At 70.9% G+C, this 15,407-nt stretch carries 14 protein-coding genes; 2 read left to right on the top strand and 12 right to left on the bottom strand.

The window, feature by feature from the left end; translation table 11 throughout:
• Positions 1–7: 7 nt before the first annotated feature.
• The 3 genes from PBV52_RS43865 to PBV52_RS43875 all read right to left on the bottom strand — a co-directional run bounded on the left by PBV52_RS43865 (position 8) and on the right by PBV52_RS43875 (position 3,565).
• On the bottom strand, positions 8–1,603 hold the full coding sequence (locus tag PBV52_RS43865; protein WP_373922044.1) for a cation acetate symporter: 1,596 nt from the start codon (positions 1,601–1,603) through the stop codon (positions 8–10).
• Positions 1,604–1,605: 2 nt separating this feature from the next.
• The gene (locus PBV52_RS43870; RefSeq protein ID WP_274246876.1) at positions 1,606–2,052 is read right to left on the bottom strand and encodes a DUF485 domain-containing protein; all 447 of its coding nucleotides are present in this window, start codon (positions 2,050–2,052) and stop codon (positions 1,606–1,608) included.
• A 289-nt stretch (positions 2,053–2,341) separates the two neighbouring features.
• Positions 2,342–3,565 (bottom strand): right-handed parallel beta-helix repeat-containing protein, encoded by a 1,224-nt coding sequence (locus PBV52_RS43875; protein ID WP_274246878.1) that lies wholly within the window; start codon positions 3,563–3,565, stop codon positions 2,342–2,344.
• Positions 3,566–3,741: 176 nt separating this feature from the next.
• On the opposite strand from PBV52_RS43875, the gene PBV52_RS43880 reads away from it, so the two are divergent.
• Entirely contained in the window at positions 3,742–4,233 is a 492-nt protein-coding gene (locus PBV52_RS43880; RefSeq protein WP_274246880.1) for a hypothetical protein, read from the top strand.
• Between the two features lie 25 nt (positions 4,234–4,258).
• Here the strand turns inward: PBV52_RS43880 and PBV52_RS43885 are convergent, their stop codons facing one another.
• The 9 genes from PBV52_RS43885 to PBV52_RS43925 all read right to left on the bottom strand — a co-directional run bounded on the left by PBV52_RS43885 (position 4,259) and on the right by PBV52_RS43925 (position 13,109).
• Positions 4,259–4,465: a dodecin gene (locus PBV52_RS43885; protein ID WP_274246882.1), complete on the bottom strand. Its 207-nt coding sequence runs from the start codon at positions 4,463–4,465 to the stop codon at positions 4,259–4,261.
• Between the two features lie 87 nt (positions 4,466–4,552).
• Positions 4,553–5,515 carry an L-histidine N(alpha)-methyltransferase gene (egtD, locus tag PBV52_RS43890; protein WP_274246884.1) on the bottom strand — a complete coding sequence of 321 codons (963 nt, stop codon included), beginning with the start codon at positions 5,513–5,515 and terminating at the stop codon, positions 4,553–4,555.
• A complete protein-coding gene (egtC, locus tag PBV52_RS43895; RefSeq protein WP_274246886.1) occupies positions 5,512–6,303 on the bottom strand; it encodes an ergothioneine biosynthesis protein EgtC in 792 nt (263 codons plus the stop codon). The genes egtD and egtC overlap by 4 nt, the downstream gene beginning before the upstream one ends.
• The gene (egtB, locus tag PBV52_RS43900; protein WP_274246889.1) at positions 6,303–7,622 is read right to left on the bottom strand and encodes an ergothioneine biosynthesis protein EgtB; all 1,320 of its coding nucleotides are present in this window, start codon (positions 7,620–7,622) and stop codon (positions 6,303–6,305) included. Before egtB ends, egtC begins: the two co-directional genes overlap by 1 nt.
• Positions 7,619–8,923 carry an ergothioneine biosynthesis glutamate--cysteine ligase EgtA gene (gene egtA / locus PBV52_RS43905; protein WP_274246890.1) on the bottom strand — a complete coding sequence of 435 codons (1,305 nt, stop codon included), beginning with the start codon at positions 8,921–8,923 and terminating at the stop codon, positions 7,619–7,621. Before egtA ends, egtB begins: the two co-directional genes overlap by 4 nt.
• A gap of 391 nt (positions 8,924–9,314) precedes the next feature.
• Positions 9,315–9,761, bottom strand: coding sequence for a type II toxin-antitoxin system PemK/MazF family toxin (locus tag PBV52_RS43910; protein ID WP_274246892.1), 447 nt, complete (start codon positions 9,759–9,761; stop codon positions 9,315–9,317).
• 43 nt (positions 9,762–9,804) lie between these two features.
• Positions 9,805–11,286, bottom strand: coding sequence for a flotillin family protein (locus PBV52_RS43915; RefSeq protein WP_274246893.1), 1,482 nt, complete (start codon positions 11,284–11,286; stop codon positions 9,805–9,807).
• 133 nt (positions 11,287–11,419) lie between these two features.
• Entirely contained in the window at positions 11,420–11,638 is a 219-nt protein-coding gene (locus PBV52_RS43920) for a hypothetical protein (RefSeq protein ID WP_274246895.1), read from the bottom strand.
• Between the two features lie 46 nt (positions 11,639–11,684).
• Positions 11,685–13,109, bottom strand: a complete 1,425-nt coding sequence (locus tag PBV52_RS43925; RefSeq protein ID WP_274246897.1) for an amidase — start codon at positions 13,107–13,109, stop codon at positions 11,685–11,687.
• Between the two features lie 223 nt (positions 13,110–13,332).
• On the opposite strand from PBV52_RS43925, the gene PBV52_RS43930 reads away from it, so the two are divergent.
• Positions 13,333–14,721, top strand: a complete 1,389-nt coding sequence (locus PBV52_RS43930) for a glycoside hydrolase family 43 protein (RefSeq protein WP_274246899.1) — start codon at positions 13,333–13,335, stop codon at positions 14,719–14,721.
• Positions 14,722–15,407 lie beyond the last annotated feature (686 nt).

Consider the following 15,407-nt stretch of genomic DNA (forward strand, 5'->3'; position numbering starts at 1 on the left):
GCATCTCTTACTCCTTGGCGCCCACCAGCATCCGCACCTCGAACTCCTCGTACGCGGCTGCCTCCTGCGGCTCCTGGCGGTTGCCCAGCACGGTGCCGAGCCAGCCGAGGAAGAAGCCCGCCGGGATGGAGACGATGCCGGGGTTCTGCAGCGGGAACCAGGCGAAGTCGGACTCCGGGTAGAACGAGCCCGGGGTGGAGGAGACGACGGGGGAGAACAGGACCAGCAGGACCGAGCAGACCAGGCCGCCCCAGAGGCTGAGCAGTGCCCCCTCGCCCGTGAAGCGGCGCCAGAAGAGGGTGTACACGATCGTCGGCAGGATCGCGGACGCCGCGATGGCGAAGGCGAGGAAGGCGAGCGTGGCGGTGTTGGCGCCCCAGGAGACGAGGGCGAGCAGCATGGCGAGGACGCCGATGACGGCCGCGGACAGCCGGGCCACCATCAACTCCTCGGTCTCGCTCGCGCGGCCCTTGCGGATCACCTCGCCGTACAGGTCGTGCGCGAGGGACGAGGCGGCGGCGAGGGTGAGGCCGGCCGCGACGGCGAGCAGCGTGACGAAGGCGAGGCAGGACAGCAGGGCCGTGAGGATGCCGCCGCCGAGGGCGTTGGCCAGGAGCAGGACCGCGGAGTCACCCTTGTGGTCCGTCTCCGCGATGGTCTCCCGCCCGACGATGGCGGTGGCGCCGAGGCCGAGGATGCCGGCCGCCAGGCAGACCAGGCCGACCAGGCCGACCGCCCAGACCAGGGAGGAGCGCAGTACGTCGATCTTGCGCGGGGCGAGCATGCGCATCAGGACGTGGGGGAGTGCGGCGAGGCCGAGGACGATGGCCAGTTCCAGGCTGAAGAAGTCGAGCTTGCTGGTGGTGCTGACGCCGTAGCGCAGTCCGGGTTCGAGGAACTGCGTGCCGGTGCCGCTGTGGTTCGCGGCCGCGGACAACAGGGCGCCCGGGTTCCAGTCGTAGTGGTGCAGCACCATGACCGCGGTGACCGTCACGCCCGCCACCAGCATCAGGGCCTTGATGATCTGGATGACCGTGGCGCCGGGCGCGCCGCCGATGGCGGCGTACACGATGACGATGGTGCCGATCACGACCACGCACAAGGTGCGCGTAGCGGCGCTGGGTTCGCCGGTGAACTGGGTCAACAGGGCCATGCTGCCGACCAGTTGGGCCACCAGATACAGGGTCGTGATGGCGAGGGTGCACACGGCGAGGGCGAGCCGCGCCGGGCGCTGGAGCCGGGTCAGGCGCAGGGCCAGGGTGTCACCCAGGGTGAACTTGCCCGTCCGGCGCAGGGGTTCGGCGATCAGCAGCAGCACCATCATCCAGGCGACGACGGTGCCGCCGAGGTAGAGCAGTCCGTCGTACCCGTTGAGGGCGACCAGGCCGGTACTGCCCAGCAGGGTCGCGGCCGACAGATAGTCGCCGCACATCGCGAGGCCGTTGCGCAGCGGGGACATGGTGCGGTTGCCGAGGTAGAACTCGCCGAGCTCGTCACGCTGAGGGGCCGTCAGCAGCGCCATGAACAGCGTGACCACGACCACCGACAGGAACAGCACGAACGTCAGGTTCAGGCTGAACCGGTCGACGATGCCTGCGGACATGGTCACCACGTGCGGTACCCCCTGGGGCCGGGCTGGACGGTCTGTGCGGCCTCGCCGCGGTGCGCGGCGGAGCGGAGCGAGTTGGCCTCGTGCTGGTCCAGCCGCGAGCCCAGGCCGCGGGCGAGCGGGTCGACCCGGGTGCGCATGTGCCGGACGTAGCACCAGGCCGTCACGCCCATCACGACGAACTGCCCGAGACCCAGGGCGAGACCGAGCGTGAGGTGGCCGAGCAGACGCTGGTTCATCAGGCCCGGGACGGAATGCGAGAGCAGTACGTACAGCAGGAATCCGCCGACCGACAGGATCGTCGCGCGGACACCGAACCTGCGCTGTGCGCGGCGCAGTGAGTGAAATTCGGGGTCTTCGGATATGCGCCGGGACGGCGCGGGTTCATTTTGCGGGGAACTGGATGTGAAAGAATTGTCGTGCCAGGGTGAAAATTCGGGCACAGGCGCACCTTCTTTGCTGCGGCATGCCGGACATACGGGGGCGCGGTTTTGTGATGGGGAGTGGGCGAGCGGCGGCGGGTCCGGAAGCCGGAGTATGGCAGCGGGCTCTTTGAAGAATCAACCGCCGAGCTGAATTGCCGTACTCCGGTGGCGCATTCATGCCCCTCGTGATCATTTCGCGGCCTTGTGTGGCCTGCGAAAAGGGCCCTCCGGGAAATAGTCCGGACCATTTCTTTCGGCCGGACTGTCTCAAACGCGACCCGTGCGGGACAGTCCGGCCGAGCGCGGCTCAGAACCGGGCGCCGACAGCCGCGCCGCTCCGCGGCACGAGGAAGTTCGGGGCCGACGGCAGCGATCCGTCGGCGGAGCGCGGGCCGGTGATCGGGGCCGGGTCGGTGCTGAGCACCGAGGAGGCGTTCCAAGTTTCGCCCAGGTTCCAGGAGTTGCCGCTGGCGACCGTCCCCGAGCCGACGGCCGCCGCGCGTGCGTCGTCGACGGACAGGTTGGCGGTCAGAGTGGCGGCGCCGCCCGGGATGTCGGCGTCGAAGCCGGTGCCGGCGTTGGCCCAGGTCGTGTTACGGGTCAGCGTCATGGCGCCGGGATTGCCGTTGTCCGTGACACCGTGCGCCGCGTTCCGATACGAGATCGTGTTACGCAGGATGTGGGCCACCGCCGGCGCCGGGCTGCCGCCGCCCATCTTGAAGCCGTTGCCGTCGCCCGAGAAGTCCGGGAAGTTCCAGCGGTTGTAGCCGTTGCCGTACGCGATCGTGTTCTCGATCTGAATCGGCGAGGCGAACTTCCAGGCGTCGAACCCGTCGTCGACGTTGTTCCACAACCGGGCCCCGCGCACCACGTTCCCGGTTCCGCTGCCCTCCTTGATGGCCAGACCGTCGGCGCTCTCACCGTTCTTGCGCGGGTCGCGATTGCCGTAACTGTCCAGATTCAGGATCTGATTGTTGCTGGAGGATCCTTGGAGCTGGAAGCCGGACTCGTAGTTGTCGTGCGTCGACAGCCGGGAGAAGACGTTGTTGTTGCAGCCGTCGCAATAGATGCCGTACGGGCCGTTGACCAGCTCCAGGCCGGAGATCCGCCAGTGGGAGGCCTCCATGTGGATCGCCCCGCGTTCGGCCCGGGGGATGCTGCCGCCCACCGGCGTGTGACTGGCGGGCAGTTGCTCGCCGTCGACGACCACGCGCTCGCCCTGGTAGGGGCCGAGGCTGATCGGCTGGGAGGCGGTGCCCGAGGTGGAGATGGTGATGTTGTCGGTGAGGGCGTAGGTGCCGCCGCGTACGGTGATGACGTCGCCGGGCTTCGCCAGGTCCACGGCCCGCTGGATGGTCCGCAGCGGCTGGGCCAGGGTGCCCGGCGCCGCGTCGTTCCCGTCGGAGGCGACGACGAGCGTCGCCGCGCCGGACGCCTCGCTCGCCGGGCCCAGTACCGTCAGCAGGGCCGCGCCCACCGCCGCCGCCGTCCAGATCGCCGTACCGCGCATGCCGCTCGCTGTGCTGCCCATCGGGGCCTCCCGCCTCCGCCTGCGTGCCGTGTCGCAGAGCAGTGGCCGCCCGGCGCGCGGAGGTTGCCGGGGTACGGGGGCCAGGTGACGCGGCGACAGGCGTCGCGGGGCAGGCGCCACGGGGCAGGCTTCACGGGGCGGGCGGGAATGGTCAGACAGGCCCTAGGGTGAGGGGCGTGACCGACAGCGACAGACTCCCGCTCGCCGTGTTCGACCTGGACAACACCCTCGCCGACACCGGACACCGGCAGCACTTCCTGGAGCGCACACCGCGCGACTGGGACGCCTTCTTCGCGGCCGCCCCGCAGGATCCGCCCCTCGCGCAGGGCGTCGCGCTGGTGCTGGAGAGTGCGAAGGAGTGCGAGGTCCGCTATCTGACCGGACGGCCCGAGCGCTGCCGGCGTGACACGCTCGACTGGCTCGCGGCACACGGGCTGCCCGAAGGGCGCTTGTACATGCGGCGCAACGACGACCGCAGGCCCGCCCGGCGCACCAAGCTGGAGATCCTGCGCCGCCTCGCCGGCACCCGCGAGATCCGGGTGCTGGTGGACGACGACGAACTCGTCTGCGAGGACGCCGAACGGGCCGGTTTCACCGTCGTACGGGCGCGCTGGACCGCCCCTTCCGCCGCGCTGAAGGTGGCGCAGGAGCGGGAGGGGCGGACCTGAGGGCCCGGCGGGCGTGCTGCCCGGCCTACTCCAGGCGGAAGCCGACCTTCATGGTCACCTGCCAGTGCGCGATCTGCCCCTCCTCGAGCTGGCCGCGCACTTCACTCACCTCGAACCAGTCCAGGTTGCGCAGGGTCTGCGAGGCGCGCTCGATACCGTTGCGGATGGCCTGGTCCACGCCCTCGGGTGAGGTGCCGACGATGTCCGTGACCCGGTAGGTGTGATTCGACATGCGGGTGCTCCTCTCACACACGTCACTCCACCGTGCCCCAAGGCGGGGCAACGCGCGAGCTGTCCCGGAGAGCCTGTGGACAGGCGCTCACCGCGCCACGCTCAGCGACAGCGCGAAACGGCCCTGACCGTCCGTCCACCAGTGCGCCAGCTCCATCCCGGCCGCCGACAGTTCCGCGCGGACGCCGTCCCTGCGGAACTTCGCCGACACCTCGGTGCGCATCTCCTCGCCCGCCGCGAAGTCGACGGCGAGATCGAGCGCGGGCACCTTCACCGTCTGTGCCGTACGGGAGCGCAGCCGCATCTCGATCCACTCGTGGTCCGCGTCCCAGAGCGCCACGTGGTCGAAGGCGCCGGGATCGAAGTCGGCGCCCAACTCGCGGTCGATCACCGTCAGGACGTTCTTGTTGAACGCGGCCGTCACCCCGGCCGCGTCGTCGTAGGCCTCGACCAGGACCTTCTCGTCCTTGACCAGATCCGTGCCGAGCAGCAGCGCGTCACCGGGGGACAGCAGCGCCCGGACCGAGGCGAGGAACGCGGCGCGCTCGACCGGCAGCAGATTGCCGATCGTGCCGCCGAGGAACGCCACCAGCCGGGGACCCGGCGCCTGAGGCAGGGCCAGTCCGCCGGTGAAGTCGGCGATCAGCGCGTGCACGTCCAGCCCCGGCCGCTCCTCGATCAGCGCCTGTCCGGCCTGGGTGAGGGCGCTGTCGCTGACGTCGACGGGGATGTACGTGTGCAGCCCGGTCAGCGCGTCGATGAGGTACCGCGTCTTCTCCGAGGAGCCGGAGCCCAGCTCGACCAGGGTGCGGGCACCGGTGACCGCGGCGATCTCCCCGGCCCGGTCGACGAGGATCTCGCGCTCGGCGCGGGTCGGGTAGTACTCGGGCAACTCGGTGATCTGCTCGAAGAGTTCGCTGCCCTGTGCGTCGTAGAACCACTTCGGCGGCAGCGTCTTGGGCGTGCTCGTCAGGCCCTTGAGGACGTCGGCGCGCAGTGCGGCGTCGGTGGCGTCCTCGGGCAGGGTGCGGGTGAGAAGGAACGGACTCACGTGCTGGGCTCCTTCGGTCGTGCGTGCGCCGGGGCGTCGCTCGGGTCTTTGAGCGGGGTGAGCAGCACATCGGTGCGGCTCGCCGCGAGGAGGGTGTGGTCGGGGACCTCCTGCCAGTGCGGATCGTCGTCGTAGGGCTCGGAGGCCACGACGGTGCCGCCGCCGGGCCGGTGCAGGTACCAGAGCGTGTCGCCCCAGGCGGTCGCGGCGATGGTCTCGCCGTTGGTGAGCAGCAGGTTGAGCCGGGAGCCGGGAGCCGCCTCGGCGACCTCCAGCACGGTGTCGGCCAGTGCCTGCCCCTCGTCGTCGCCGCCGCGCAGCCGGGCCAGGACCAGCGCCCACACGAGCGCCGAGTCGTTGCGGGCCTCCATCGACAGCAGGTCCACCGCGGGCAGGCTCGAAACGAGCGGTGCCAGTGAGCCCGGCCAGCCCTTCACGGCGCCGTTGTGGCTGAACAGCCAGGGACCCGCGGCGAACGGCGCGGCCGCGGCCTCCGCGTCGGCGCCCGCCAGCGTCGCGTCCCGTACGGCGGCGAGCAGCGCGGTGGAGCGCACCACCCGGGCCAGATCCGCGAAGGACAGATCCGCCCAGACGGGCCCGGCCCGGCGGTACCGCGCCGGCACCGGGTCCCCCTCGGCGTACCAACCGACTCCGAAACCATCGGCGTTGACCGTCCCGTACCGCTGTCGCCGAGGCGCCCACGACTGGCGGTACAGGGCGTGCGCGGGCTCCACGAGGAGTCTGCCGAGCGGCTCCTCGGGGCCCAGATAGGCGAGATGACGGCACATCAGACGTCCCCCACGGAGCGGGCCGTACGGAACCCGGAGAAGATCTGCCGCCGGATCGGATAGTCCCAGTTGCGGAAGGTGCCCCGGCAGGCGACCGCGTCCACGGCGAACGAACCGCCGCGCAGCACCTTGTACTCGGGCCCGAAGAACACCTCCGAGTACTCCTTGTACGGGAACGCCTGGAACCCCGGGTAAGGCAGGAAGTCGCTCGCCGTCCACTCCCACACGTCACCGATCAACTGCCGTACGCCGAGGGGGGATTCGCCCTCCGGGTAGCTTCCGGCCGGTGCCGGGCGAAGGTGCCGCTGTCCGAGGTTGGCGTGTTCCGGCGCCGGGTCGGCGTCGCCCCACGGGTAGCGCATGGAGCGGTCCCCGGCCGGGTCGTGGCGGGCGGCCTTCTCCCACTCGGCCTCGGTGGGCAGCCGACGCCCGGCCCAGCGGGCGTAGGCGTCGGCCTCGTACCAGCACACGTGCAGCACGGGTTCGTCGGGCGGCACGACCTCGGTGACGCCGAAGCGGCGCCTGAGCCACTGCTTGCCGTCCCGGCGCCAGAACAGCGGGGCGTGGACGGAGTTCTGGCGGATGTGCGCCCAGCCCTCCGCCGTCCACCAGCGGTCGTCTTCGTAGCCGCCGTCCTCGATGAACGCCTGGTACGCGGCGTTCGTCACCGGGGTCGTGTCGATGAAGAACGGCGGTACTTCGCGCACGTGGGCCGGGCGTTCGTTGTCCAGCGCCCACGGCTCGGTCGAGGTGCCCATGGTGAACGGGCCGCCGGGGACCAGCACTTCGGACGGCCCCGTGTGCAGGGGCGCCGGCTCCGGGTCGGGGGCGGTCAGGGCCTGCGGGCCCTTGCGCAGCTGATGGGTGATCAGCATCGTCTCGTCGTGCTGCTGCTCGTGCTGCGCGATCATCCCGAAGGCGAAGCCCGCCTCGGTCAGCCGCGTCCCGTGGAAGGCCGTGCTCTCCAGGAGGTCCAGCACCCGGCCGCGCACCTCGGACGCGTAGTGCCGGGCCTCGGTCGGCGGCAGCAGCGGCAGCGAGGGGCGTGCCGCGCGCGGGTGCTCGAAGGCGTCGTAGAGGCCGTCGATCTCGGGCCGCATCGCCTCCCGCCCGGCGACCGCCCGGAGCAGCCACTGCTCCTCCTGGTTGCCGATGTGCGCGAGGTCCCACACCAGCGGGGACATCAGCGGCGAGTGCTGGGCGGTGAGGTCGGGGTCGTCGACGCAGCTGGTGAGCAGGGTCGTCCGGGCACGGGCGGTGGTGAGGGTGGTCACAGCCCGCTCGCGGAGCGTGTCGGCGTCGAGGGCGGGGTCGGTCATGTCCGGAAGTCCTTCCCGTGCAGGGTGCGGTCCGTGCCGTAGAGCTCGTCCAGCAGGTCGTCGGCCGGGCAGCGGCCCTTGCTGACATAGCGGTCCCGGTACGCCGCCACGGCGTCCGCCACCTCGGTCGTGGCCCCCAGCCGGGGCAGTGCCTCCAGCGCCGCCGTGAAGCAGGTGTCCGCCACCTCCCGCAGCTCCGGGTCGGCGAGGCCCGAGCGGGCCGCGTCGATCCACAGCGGATTGTGCGGCGCGGGCAGCGACAGGGAGCGCTCGGCCAGGGGCTTCACGGCGCGATAGGCGGTCTCCGCGGCCTCGGGGTCGTCGAAGAGCGCGGTCGTCACGGCGAGCGGCACGATCCAGCCGTCCTCGCCGGGCTGCGCGTCGATCATGCGCAGCTCCAGATGGCCACGCGGCCTGACCGGCGGGAACAGCGTCGTGAGGTGGTAGTCGAGGTCCTCGTGCATCGGCGGCCTGGGCACCCCGGACCTGGTCCACTCCCGGAACGTCAGCCCGTCCGGGACGTGCCACGGGCCGCCGTCCTGTCTGACGCACATCACCGGGGCGTCCAGCACGTGCCGCGCCCAGACGGCCCGCGGATCGCCGTCCAGCGGGGGTGCGCCCGCGCGGCCCGCACCGATCTCCATCCACAGCAGCTGCCGGGTGGAGAGCCAGCCCGTGGGCTCGTGCCCGGCCAGCGGGGAGTTGGCGAAGGCGGCGACCAGGACCGCGCCCAGCTGGTGCGCCAGCCACCAGCGCCGCCCGTGCCCCAGCGGGCCGGGCTCCTCGTATCCGGCGTCCAGGCACACCTGCACGGAGGCCGAGGTGCACATCATGGCGCGGCCGGCCGGGCCCGTGCGGTCCAGACAGGCCTCCATGGCGTCGTACCGCGGTTCGCGCAGGAACCGGCGGGGCGAGCGCCAGGGGTCGTTGCCGATGCCGACGAGACCGAGATCGTGCTTGCGCAGTACCGCGCGGGCGGCGGCGAGGTCGGCGGAGACGGTACCGATGCACTCCATCAGGGAGGCGGCGGGCGGCGAGCTGAGCTCCAGCTGGCCGCCGGGCTCGACGGTGAGCGCCGACCTCAGGGGCACGGTCCGTAGTGCGGCGTAGGCCGCTTCGAGTCGTTCGGGTGTCACGGGGAGCTGCGGGCTTCGCAGCTCATGGACGAGCCATTCCACTTCGACCCCGAGGGTGCGGGGTGGGCCGGTCTTGAAGCAGATGCCCCTGACCAGGGCCTCCACCTCGGCTTCGGTGACGGCGGAGCGGGGTTGCTCCGTACAGTCACTCACCGAATCGGACATGTCGCGATCCTCCTGAGAGTCCACGGTGCCGCCCGGCCCGGATCTTGTGGGCGGGCCGGCACACTCGTCCCACCCAAGACCCTCTCGTCGCTTCGCACAAGGGTGCGTACCGGCACGTTCCGCGTCGGTAATCTCCGCTCTCCGGGGGTTCGCAGGGACTTTCCCGGCAGTTTTCGGTCGGCTGTGGGGCCCGGGAAACTCTGTTGCACCGCACGACCAGCATCGCTCACGATGCCTGCGTCAGCACGACGGGGGAGACCGCGTGCGGCCGACGCGGCCGCACGCCGTCGACGCGGTCGCACGCTCATGGCGCGCACGGGGGTGGCGCCATGAGCGTGCGGGCGCGGCATCGCGCCGGGGACGGAAAATCGCCGAAAGGAAGCGGTGGCGGTCAGCTCCAGCCGTACCGCTCGTGCAGCCGGTGCCGCACCAGGTTGAACCGCCCGCGGTCCAGCGCGCACGCCTCCCGGCGCATCCCCTCCTCGTGCAGACGCAGGATGCGGTCCACGTCCACCCAGGAGTCGCGGCCGGACCGGTCCCAGGGCCCGCTGCCGATGGCCACCCACTCGCGGTCCCCGTCATGCCGCTTGCTCGACAGCTGCACGGCCAGGAAGGTGCCGGCCGCCTCCCGGGCCACCACGAGCACCGGGCGGTCCTTGCCCCGCCCGTCGTTCTCCTCGAAGGGCACCCAGGTCCAGACGATCTCCCCGGGGTCGGGGTCGCCGTCGTGCGCGGGGGAGTACTCGGTGCGCACCTTGCCGACCTCGCGCGGGTCGGCCTCAGCGGTGGCGGTGGGGCCGTAGCGGCCCGGGACGTTCTCGTCGGTAAACGTGCTCACGGGGGCACCTTAGGGGCTGCCCCCGTGAGTTACGCGTGAAGGGTCACTTCTCGTCCATCGGCACGTCCATCGGTACCTTCTGGGCGAGCCCGTTGAGCGGCGAAGCCTCCTTCGACGCCTGCCCGTTCTGGTTCATCGAGGCGAGCAGCTGACGGGCCAGCCCGAGTCCCGTGCCGCCCATGGTCAGCGCCTTGGCGAACATGTCCGCCATGCCGTCGGCGCCGTTGAGCAGCACCATGTTGTCGACGTTGCCGAACGCGGACGCGCCGGCCCTGACGATCTCCGGCCAGTTCTCGGCGAGTTGCTGGGCGACCACGGCCTCCTGGTTCTCGGCGAGGGCGGTGGCACGGGCCTTGATGGCCTCCGCCTCCGCGAGGCCCTGCGCCTTGGTCGCCTCGGCCTCCGCCAGACCCCTGGCCTGGGCCGCGGCCGCTTCGGCCTCACCGGTGGCCCGGGTGGCGGCCGCCGTGGCCGCACCGCGCGTCTTGGTCGCCTCGGCCTCGGCACCCGCGGCCGTCTTGACCCGGGTCGCCTCGGCCGCGGCAGCCAGCTCCGTCTCCTTCGCCTTGGCCTGCGCCGCCGAGATCCGCGCGTCGCGCTCGGCCTCGGCCAGCGTGCGCTTCTCGTACGCCTGCGCGTCCGCGGGCTTGCGGACATCGGCCTGGAGCTGCTGCTCGCGCCGGTGCGCCTCCAGTTCGGCGACCCGCGTCTCCTGGACGACGACCTCCTGCCGGGCGGCCGCGTCGGCGAGCGGACCGGCCTGCCGGGCCTTGGCGCCAGCCTTGTCGCGCTCGGCCTGGTAGCCGGCCTGCAGGATCTCGCTGTCCCGGGTCGCCTCGGCCATCCGCGCGAACGACTGCTGCTCCGCCTCCGTGGCCAGCCGGTTCGCCTCCGCCTGCGCGATGCGCGCGTCCCGCTGGACGGCCGCCGCGTGCGGCATGGCGAGGTTCTGGATGTACCCGGTCGGGTCCTCGATCTCGTGGATCTGCAGCGAGTCGACGATGAGCCCGAGCTTCTCCATCTCCGTACCGCACGCCGCACGCGTCTGCCCGGTGAGCTTCTCGCGGTCGCGGATCATGTCCTCGACCGTCAACCCGCCCACGATGGACCGCAGATGACCGGCGAAGACGTTGTGCACCCGCTCCGACATCAGCTTCTGCTGGTCCAGGAAGCGGCGGGCCGCGTTCGCGATCGACACGAAGTCGTCGCCCACCTTGAAGATGACCACGCCCCGCACCTTCAGCGGAATGCCCTGGTGGGTCACGCAGTCCACCTGCAGCTCGGTCTCGTTCAGGTCCAGCGACAGCTTGCGCACCGCCTGCACACCGGGCAGCACCAGGGTGCCGCGCCCGGTGACGATACGGAAGCCCATGCCCTCCTCGATGCCTTCCGTACGGTGCTTGGAGCCGGAGATGATGAGCGCCTCGTTCGGCTCCGCGACCCGCCACATCATCTTGAACACACCGATCAGAACGAGGACGGCGGCAACTGCCGCCCCCGCAACGACGCCGACAACCATCGGCATGCGCCCCCTTTGCATGGTGCCCTTTCGGCACCGAACGAAGGGAGTGTGCGCCTGCGCGAGGCCCGGGTACAGGCGCTGACGGATCCTTGTCGAAACCTTGACGCAGACGGCTCTCACCTGCGCCTGCGCGGGCTCAACTGTCGTATGCGGCCTGGACGTAGACGGTTCTGGGCGGCAGGTACTCCACCACCATCACCACCGTGCCCCGCTCGATGCGGTCCGCGCCCGAGGCGGGATAGGCGAGGAAGTGCTCGGCGCCGCCGCGCACCCGGACGATCACCTCGCCGACGAGTCCCGGCCCGATCGTCCCGGTGACCCGCCCCATGAGCCCGACCATCGACACGTCGTCCATGGCCCCAGGGTAGGGCCTGGGCCGGAGGGTCGGTGTCGGCGTCGCCTCAGCCGACCGCGACGGGTTCCTCCTCGCCCTGCTGCGGCGGCCACAGCTCGTGCCAGCGCAGCTCCGCCTCCAACTGCGCGGCCAGCGAGATCAGCAGGGGCTCGCTGTTCGCCGGCCCCAGCAACTGGGCGCCGACGGGCAGCCCGTCCACGAATCCGGCCGGGACGTTGACGCCGGGCCAGCCCAGCACGTTCCACGGCCAGGCGTAGGGGCAGGCGGCGATCATCGCGCGGTCGGTGGCGAAGCCGCCGAGCCCGAGCATCGCGCCGATCCGGGGTGGGGGAGCGGCCGTGGTGGGGGTCAGGATCACGTCGTACGACTCGTAGAACGCGCCGATACGACGGTGCAGAACCGCCTCCGCGCGCCGGGCCGCGCGCAGCGGCACCCCGCCGAGGAGCCGGCCCAGCCGGGCGGCGCCCCGGGTGCGCGGGTCGAGGAGCGCGGGGGACGGGGTCACGCTCACCCACTCGGCGATGCCGACCGTCGCGCGGGGGACGAAGGTCAGTCCGATCTGGCCGTACGGCGGATCCGCCTCCTCGACGGTGTGCCCCAACGCGCTTAGTTTCTCGGCGAGTTGGACGACCCTGGCCCGCACCTCGGGTTGCAGCCGGGCGGGCACGGCGGTGAAGGGCGGCTTGAGCGAGAGCGCGATGCGCAGTCGGCCGGGGTCGCGGCCCACGGCCTCGGAGGCGTTGATCGCCGGTGGCCGGTGCGGGTCGAGATCGTGGTTGCCGGCGGCCGCGTCCAGCAGGAGGGCCGCGTCGGCCACCGTACGGGCGAGGGTGCCGTTGACGGTGATGCCCTGGAACGACTCGCCGCGCGGCCAGGTGGAGATGCGGCCGCGCTGTGGCTTGATGCCGATCAGATGGGTCCAGGACGCGGGGATCCGCACCGAGCCGGCGCCGTCCGAGCCGAGCGCGGCGGGCACCAGGCCTGCGGCGACGGCGGCCGCGGAACCGCCGGACGAGCCGCCCGGCGTGTGGTCCGGGTGCCATGGATTGCGGGTCGCGCCGAAGGCGGGCCCCTCGGTGAACGGCCACTGCCCCAGCTCGCAGGTGTTGGTCTTGCCGACGATCACGGCACCGGCGGCGCGCAGCCGCCGTACCGCCTCGCCGTCCTCGGTGACCGGCGGGAACTCCCCACCGCAGCCGAACGCGGTCGGCTCGCCCGCCACGTCCATGTCGTCCTTCACCGCGACCGGTACGCCCAGCAGTGGCCTGCGCACCCCGGCGGCGAGCTCCGCGTCGGCGGCCTTCGCCTCGACGAGGGCGGCCTCGGCCCGGACCACCCGGAAGGCGTTGAGGGTCCCTTGGGTCGCCTCGATCCGCGCCAGCGCCGCCGCGACGAGCGCCCGTGACGTCACCTCCCCGTCAGCCAGCGCTCGGGCGGACTCGGCGAGGCCTGCGGCACGGTCGCGTGTCATGCGGGGCACCTCCGGGACGACATTGTCTACCGAACGGTAACCTCCGGGGGTCGGCTGCGGAACGGTTTCGCCCGGTGCGGCTCCCAGGTTCACCACAGGTTTCTCCCAGGCCCCGTCTCCTCATGTGCAAACCATTGACGTGCCCGGACCTCACGCCTACCTTCTGATCGAATTTCCGAACTGCGTTCGTGATATCGAACATGTGTTGAGGGAGAGCCGCCCCGTGACCAGACGTCCCCACACCCCGTCCCGCCGCAGCTTGCTGCGCGCGATGGCCGCCCTGCCCGCCTCGGCGCTGATCCTGGGCGAGGCCCCCGGCCTGCTCGGCACGGCACTGGCGGCCGCACCGCCGAGCGGCTCGGCCACCCGCTACACGATCGTGCCGTTCCTGAACAGCAACGACGGGACCGTGAACGTCTATCAGTCGGACGACGCCACCGACTTCCGTCTGACCAAGGCCTCCGCCTACACGCCGCCCAGCAATCGCATCCGCGACGCGAGCATCTTCAAGCACACCAACGGCTACTACTACATCACCTACACCACCCACACCTGGCAGGACACCAGCACCACCATCGGCTTCGCGCGCAGCACCGACCGGGTCAACTGGACGTTCCTGTACGACTACACGGTCCCGATCGCCAATCTCTCCCGCGCCTGGGCGCCGGAGTGGTTCGTCGACAGCGACGGCAGCGTGAACGTCATCGTGTCCTGCTCGACCACCAACGACGAGTGGATCTTCACGCCGTATCTGCTGAAGGCCACGAACTCCGCCCTGACGGCGTGGAGTTCACCGGTGGCGCTGGCCGGCATCGGCGCGAACCACATCGACACGTTCCTCGTGAAGATCGGCTCGACCTACCACGCCTTCACGAAGAACGAGACGACGAAGTACATCGAGTACGCGACGGCGTCGAACCTCACCGGCCCTTACACGATCTCCCGCACGGGCAACTGGGCGGGCTGGGGCAGCTACCGCGAGGGCCCCGCGCTGGTCCAGCTCGACAACGGCGGCTGGCGGCTCTTCTTCGACGGCTACGGCGACGGCACGTACTACTACACCGACAGCTACGACACCTTCGCCACCTGGTCCGCCCCGGCCGCCCTGCCCGCAGTCTCCGGAACGGCCCGCCACTTCACGGTCATCAAGGAGACCGTCTCGGGCGGCCCGACCCTGGCGAAGAACGTCACCCGCTCCTTCCAGTCGGCCAACTACTCCACCCGGTACTGGCAGGTGCAGTCCTCCCTGCTCAACCTCCCGGTGGTCAGCAGCTCGAGCGCCACCGCCGAGAAGCAGGCCTCGACGTTCACGGTCGTGCCCGGCCTCGCCGACGCCAACGGCTACTCCTTCCGCGACTCGTCCGGCAGGTATCTGCGCCACTGGGACTTCCGGGCCCGTTTCGACGCCAACGACGGGACGTCGACGTTCGCCAAGGACGCCACGTTCGTCGCCCGCACGGGCACGTCGAGCGGTTCGATCCGCTTCGAGTCGTACAACTACCCCGGTTACTACCTGCGGCACTACAGCTACCAGCTGCGGGTCGAACGGTCGGACGGAACGGACCTGTTCCGGCAGGACAGTTCGTTCGTGCCGGTGACTTCCTGGGCGTGACCTGCACCCCTGCTGACCTGGGCAATCTCGGTAGCGGATTCGGAGTAGTTCCCTCCACTTCCCGGGATTGCCCAGGAGTTCCCGGCCGAGTGTGCACTGGTTGTGCATGGGGAATTTTGGCTAAGGTCTTCCAGAAATGTAAGGAGGACCATGTCCGACCTGGCCCGGTACTTCGTCGTGCTGGTGGTCCTGCTCCGGGCATACCGCGCCTGTTGACTACGTCTCGGACTGAACGGCTGGTACAGCGGCAGAAATCGTATGGGTGCAGATCGAGGCTGCGGCTGCTCATTGATGCGTTGGGTGGTCGGGGTCGTATCTGGTCGAATCCGCCTTCCCCTTGCTCTGATCGTTGGGTTGTTGCAGGTCAACGACATGATCAGCTGCCGTGGAGGCGAATCGCCGGAGCGGCAAGGGGCTGAGGGGCGGTCGTAGGGTGGCGTTCCCGTCCCTGCCCGCGGGGGCGTCGTAGCCAGTGTGTCGTGGTTGGGGGCAGGGGCAGGGCGGCTGCGGCCTTGGCGCACGGCGCCTTCTGCCGGGCGGGAGGAGACCTGCGAAAAGGGCAAGGCCGACGTTGGGTGATCCGGTTTGATCACCAGCGCGGGTGCCGGGTCGCACTGCTGATCGGTTCGAACCCGAAGCGGGCGGAAGCGGCTGTGACGCAAGTCGAGTCGGTGCGCGGCTGTCGG

Source organism: Streptomyces sp. T12 (assembly GCF_028736035.1).
Lineage (GTDB): Bacteria > Actinomycetota > Actinomycetes > Streptomycetales > Streptomycetaceae > Streptomyces.

Excerpts from the sequence above, each read along its gene's own strand:
- PBV52_RS43925 (WP_274246897.1), bottom strand. The coding sequence starts at position 13,109 with ATGACACGCGACCGTGCCGCAGGCCTCGCCGAGTCCGCCCGAGCGCTG.
- egtB (WP_274246889.1), bottom strand. The coding sequence starts at position 7,622 with ATGACCGACCCCGCCCTCGACGCCGACACGCTCCGCGAGCGGGCTGTG.
- PBV52_RS43875 (WP_274246878.1), bottom strand. The coding sequence starts at position 3,565 with ATGGGCAGCACAGCGAGCGGCATGCGCGGTACGGCGATCTGGACGGCG.
- PBV52_RS43885 (WP_274246882.1), bottom strand. The coding sequence starts at position 4,465 with ATGTCGAATCACACCTACCGGGTCACGGACATCGTCGGCACCTCACCC.
- PBV52_RS43920 (WP_274246895.1), bottom strand. The coding sequence starts at position 11,638 with ATGGACGACGTGTCGATGGTCGGGCTCATGGGGCGGGTCACCGGGACG.
- PBV52_RS43865 (WP_373922044.1), bottom strand. The coding sequence starts at position 1,603 with ATGTCCGCAGGCATCGTCGACCGGTTCAGCCTGAACCTGACGTTCGTG.
- PBV52_RS43915 (WP_274246893.1), bottom strand. The coding sequence starts at position 11,286 with ATGCCGATGGTTGTCGGCGTCGTTGCGGGGGCGGCAGTTGCCGCCGTC.
- egtA (WP_274246890.1), bottom strand. The coding sequence starts at position 8,923 with ATGTCCGATTCGGTGAGTGACTGTACGGAGCAACCCCGCTCCGCCGTC.
- egtC (WP_274246886.1), bottom strand. The coding sequence starts at position 6,303 with ATGTGCCGTCATCTCGCCTATCTGGGCCCCGAGGAGCCGCTCGGCAGA.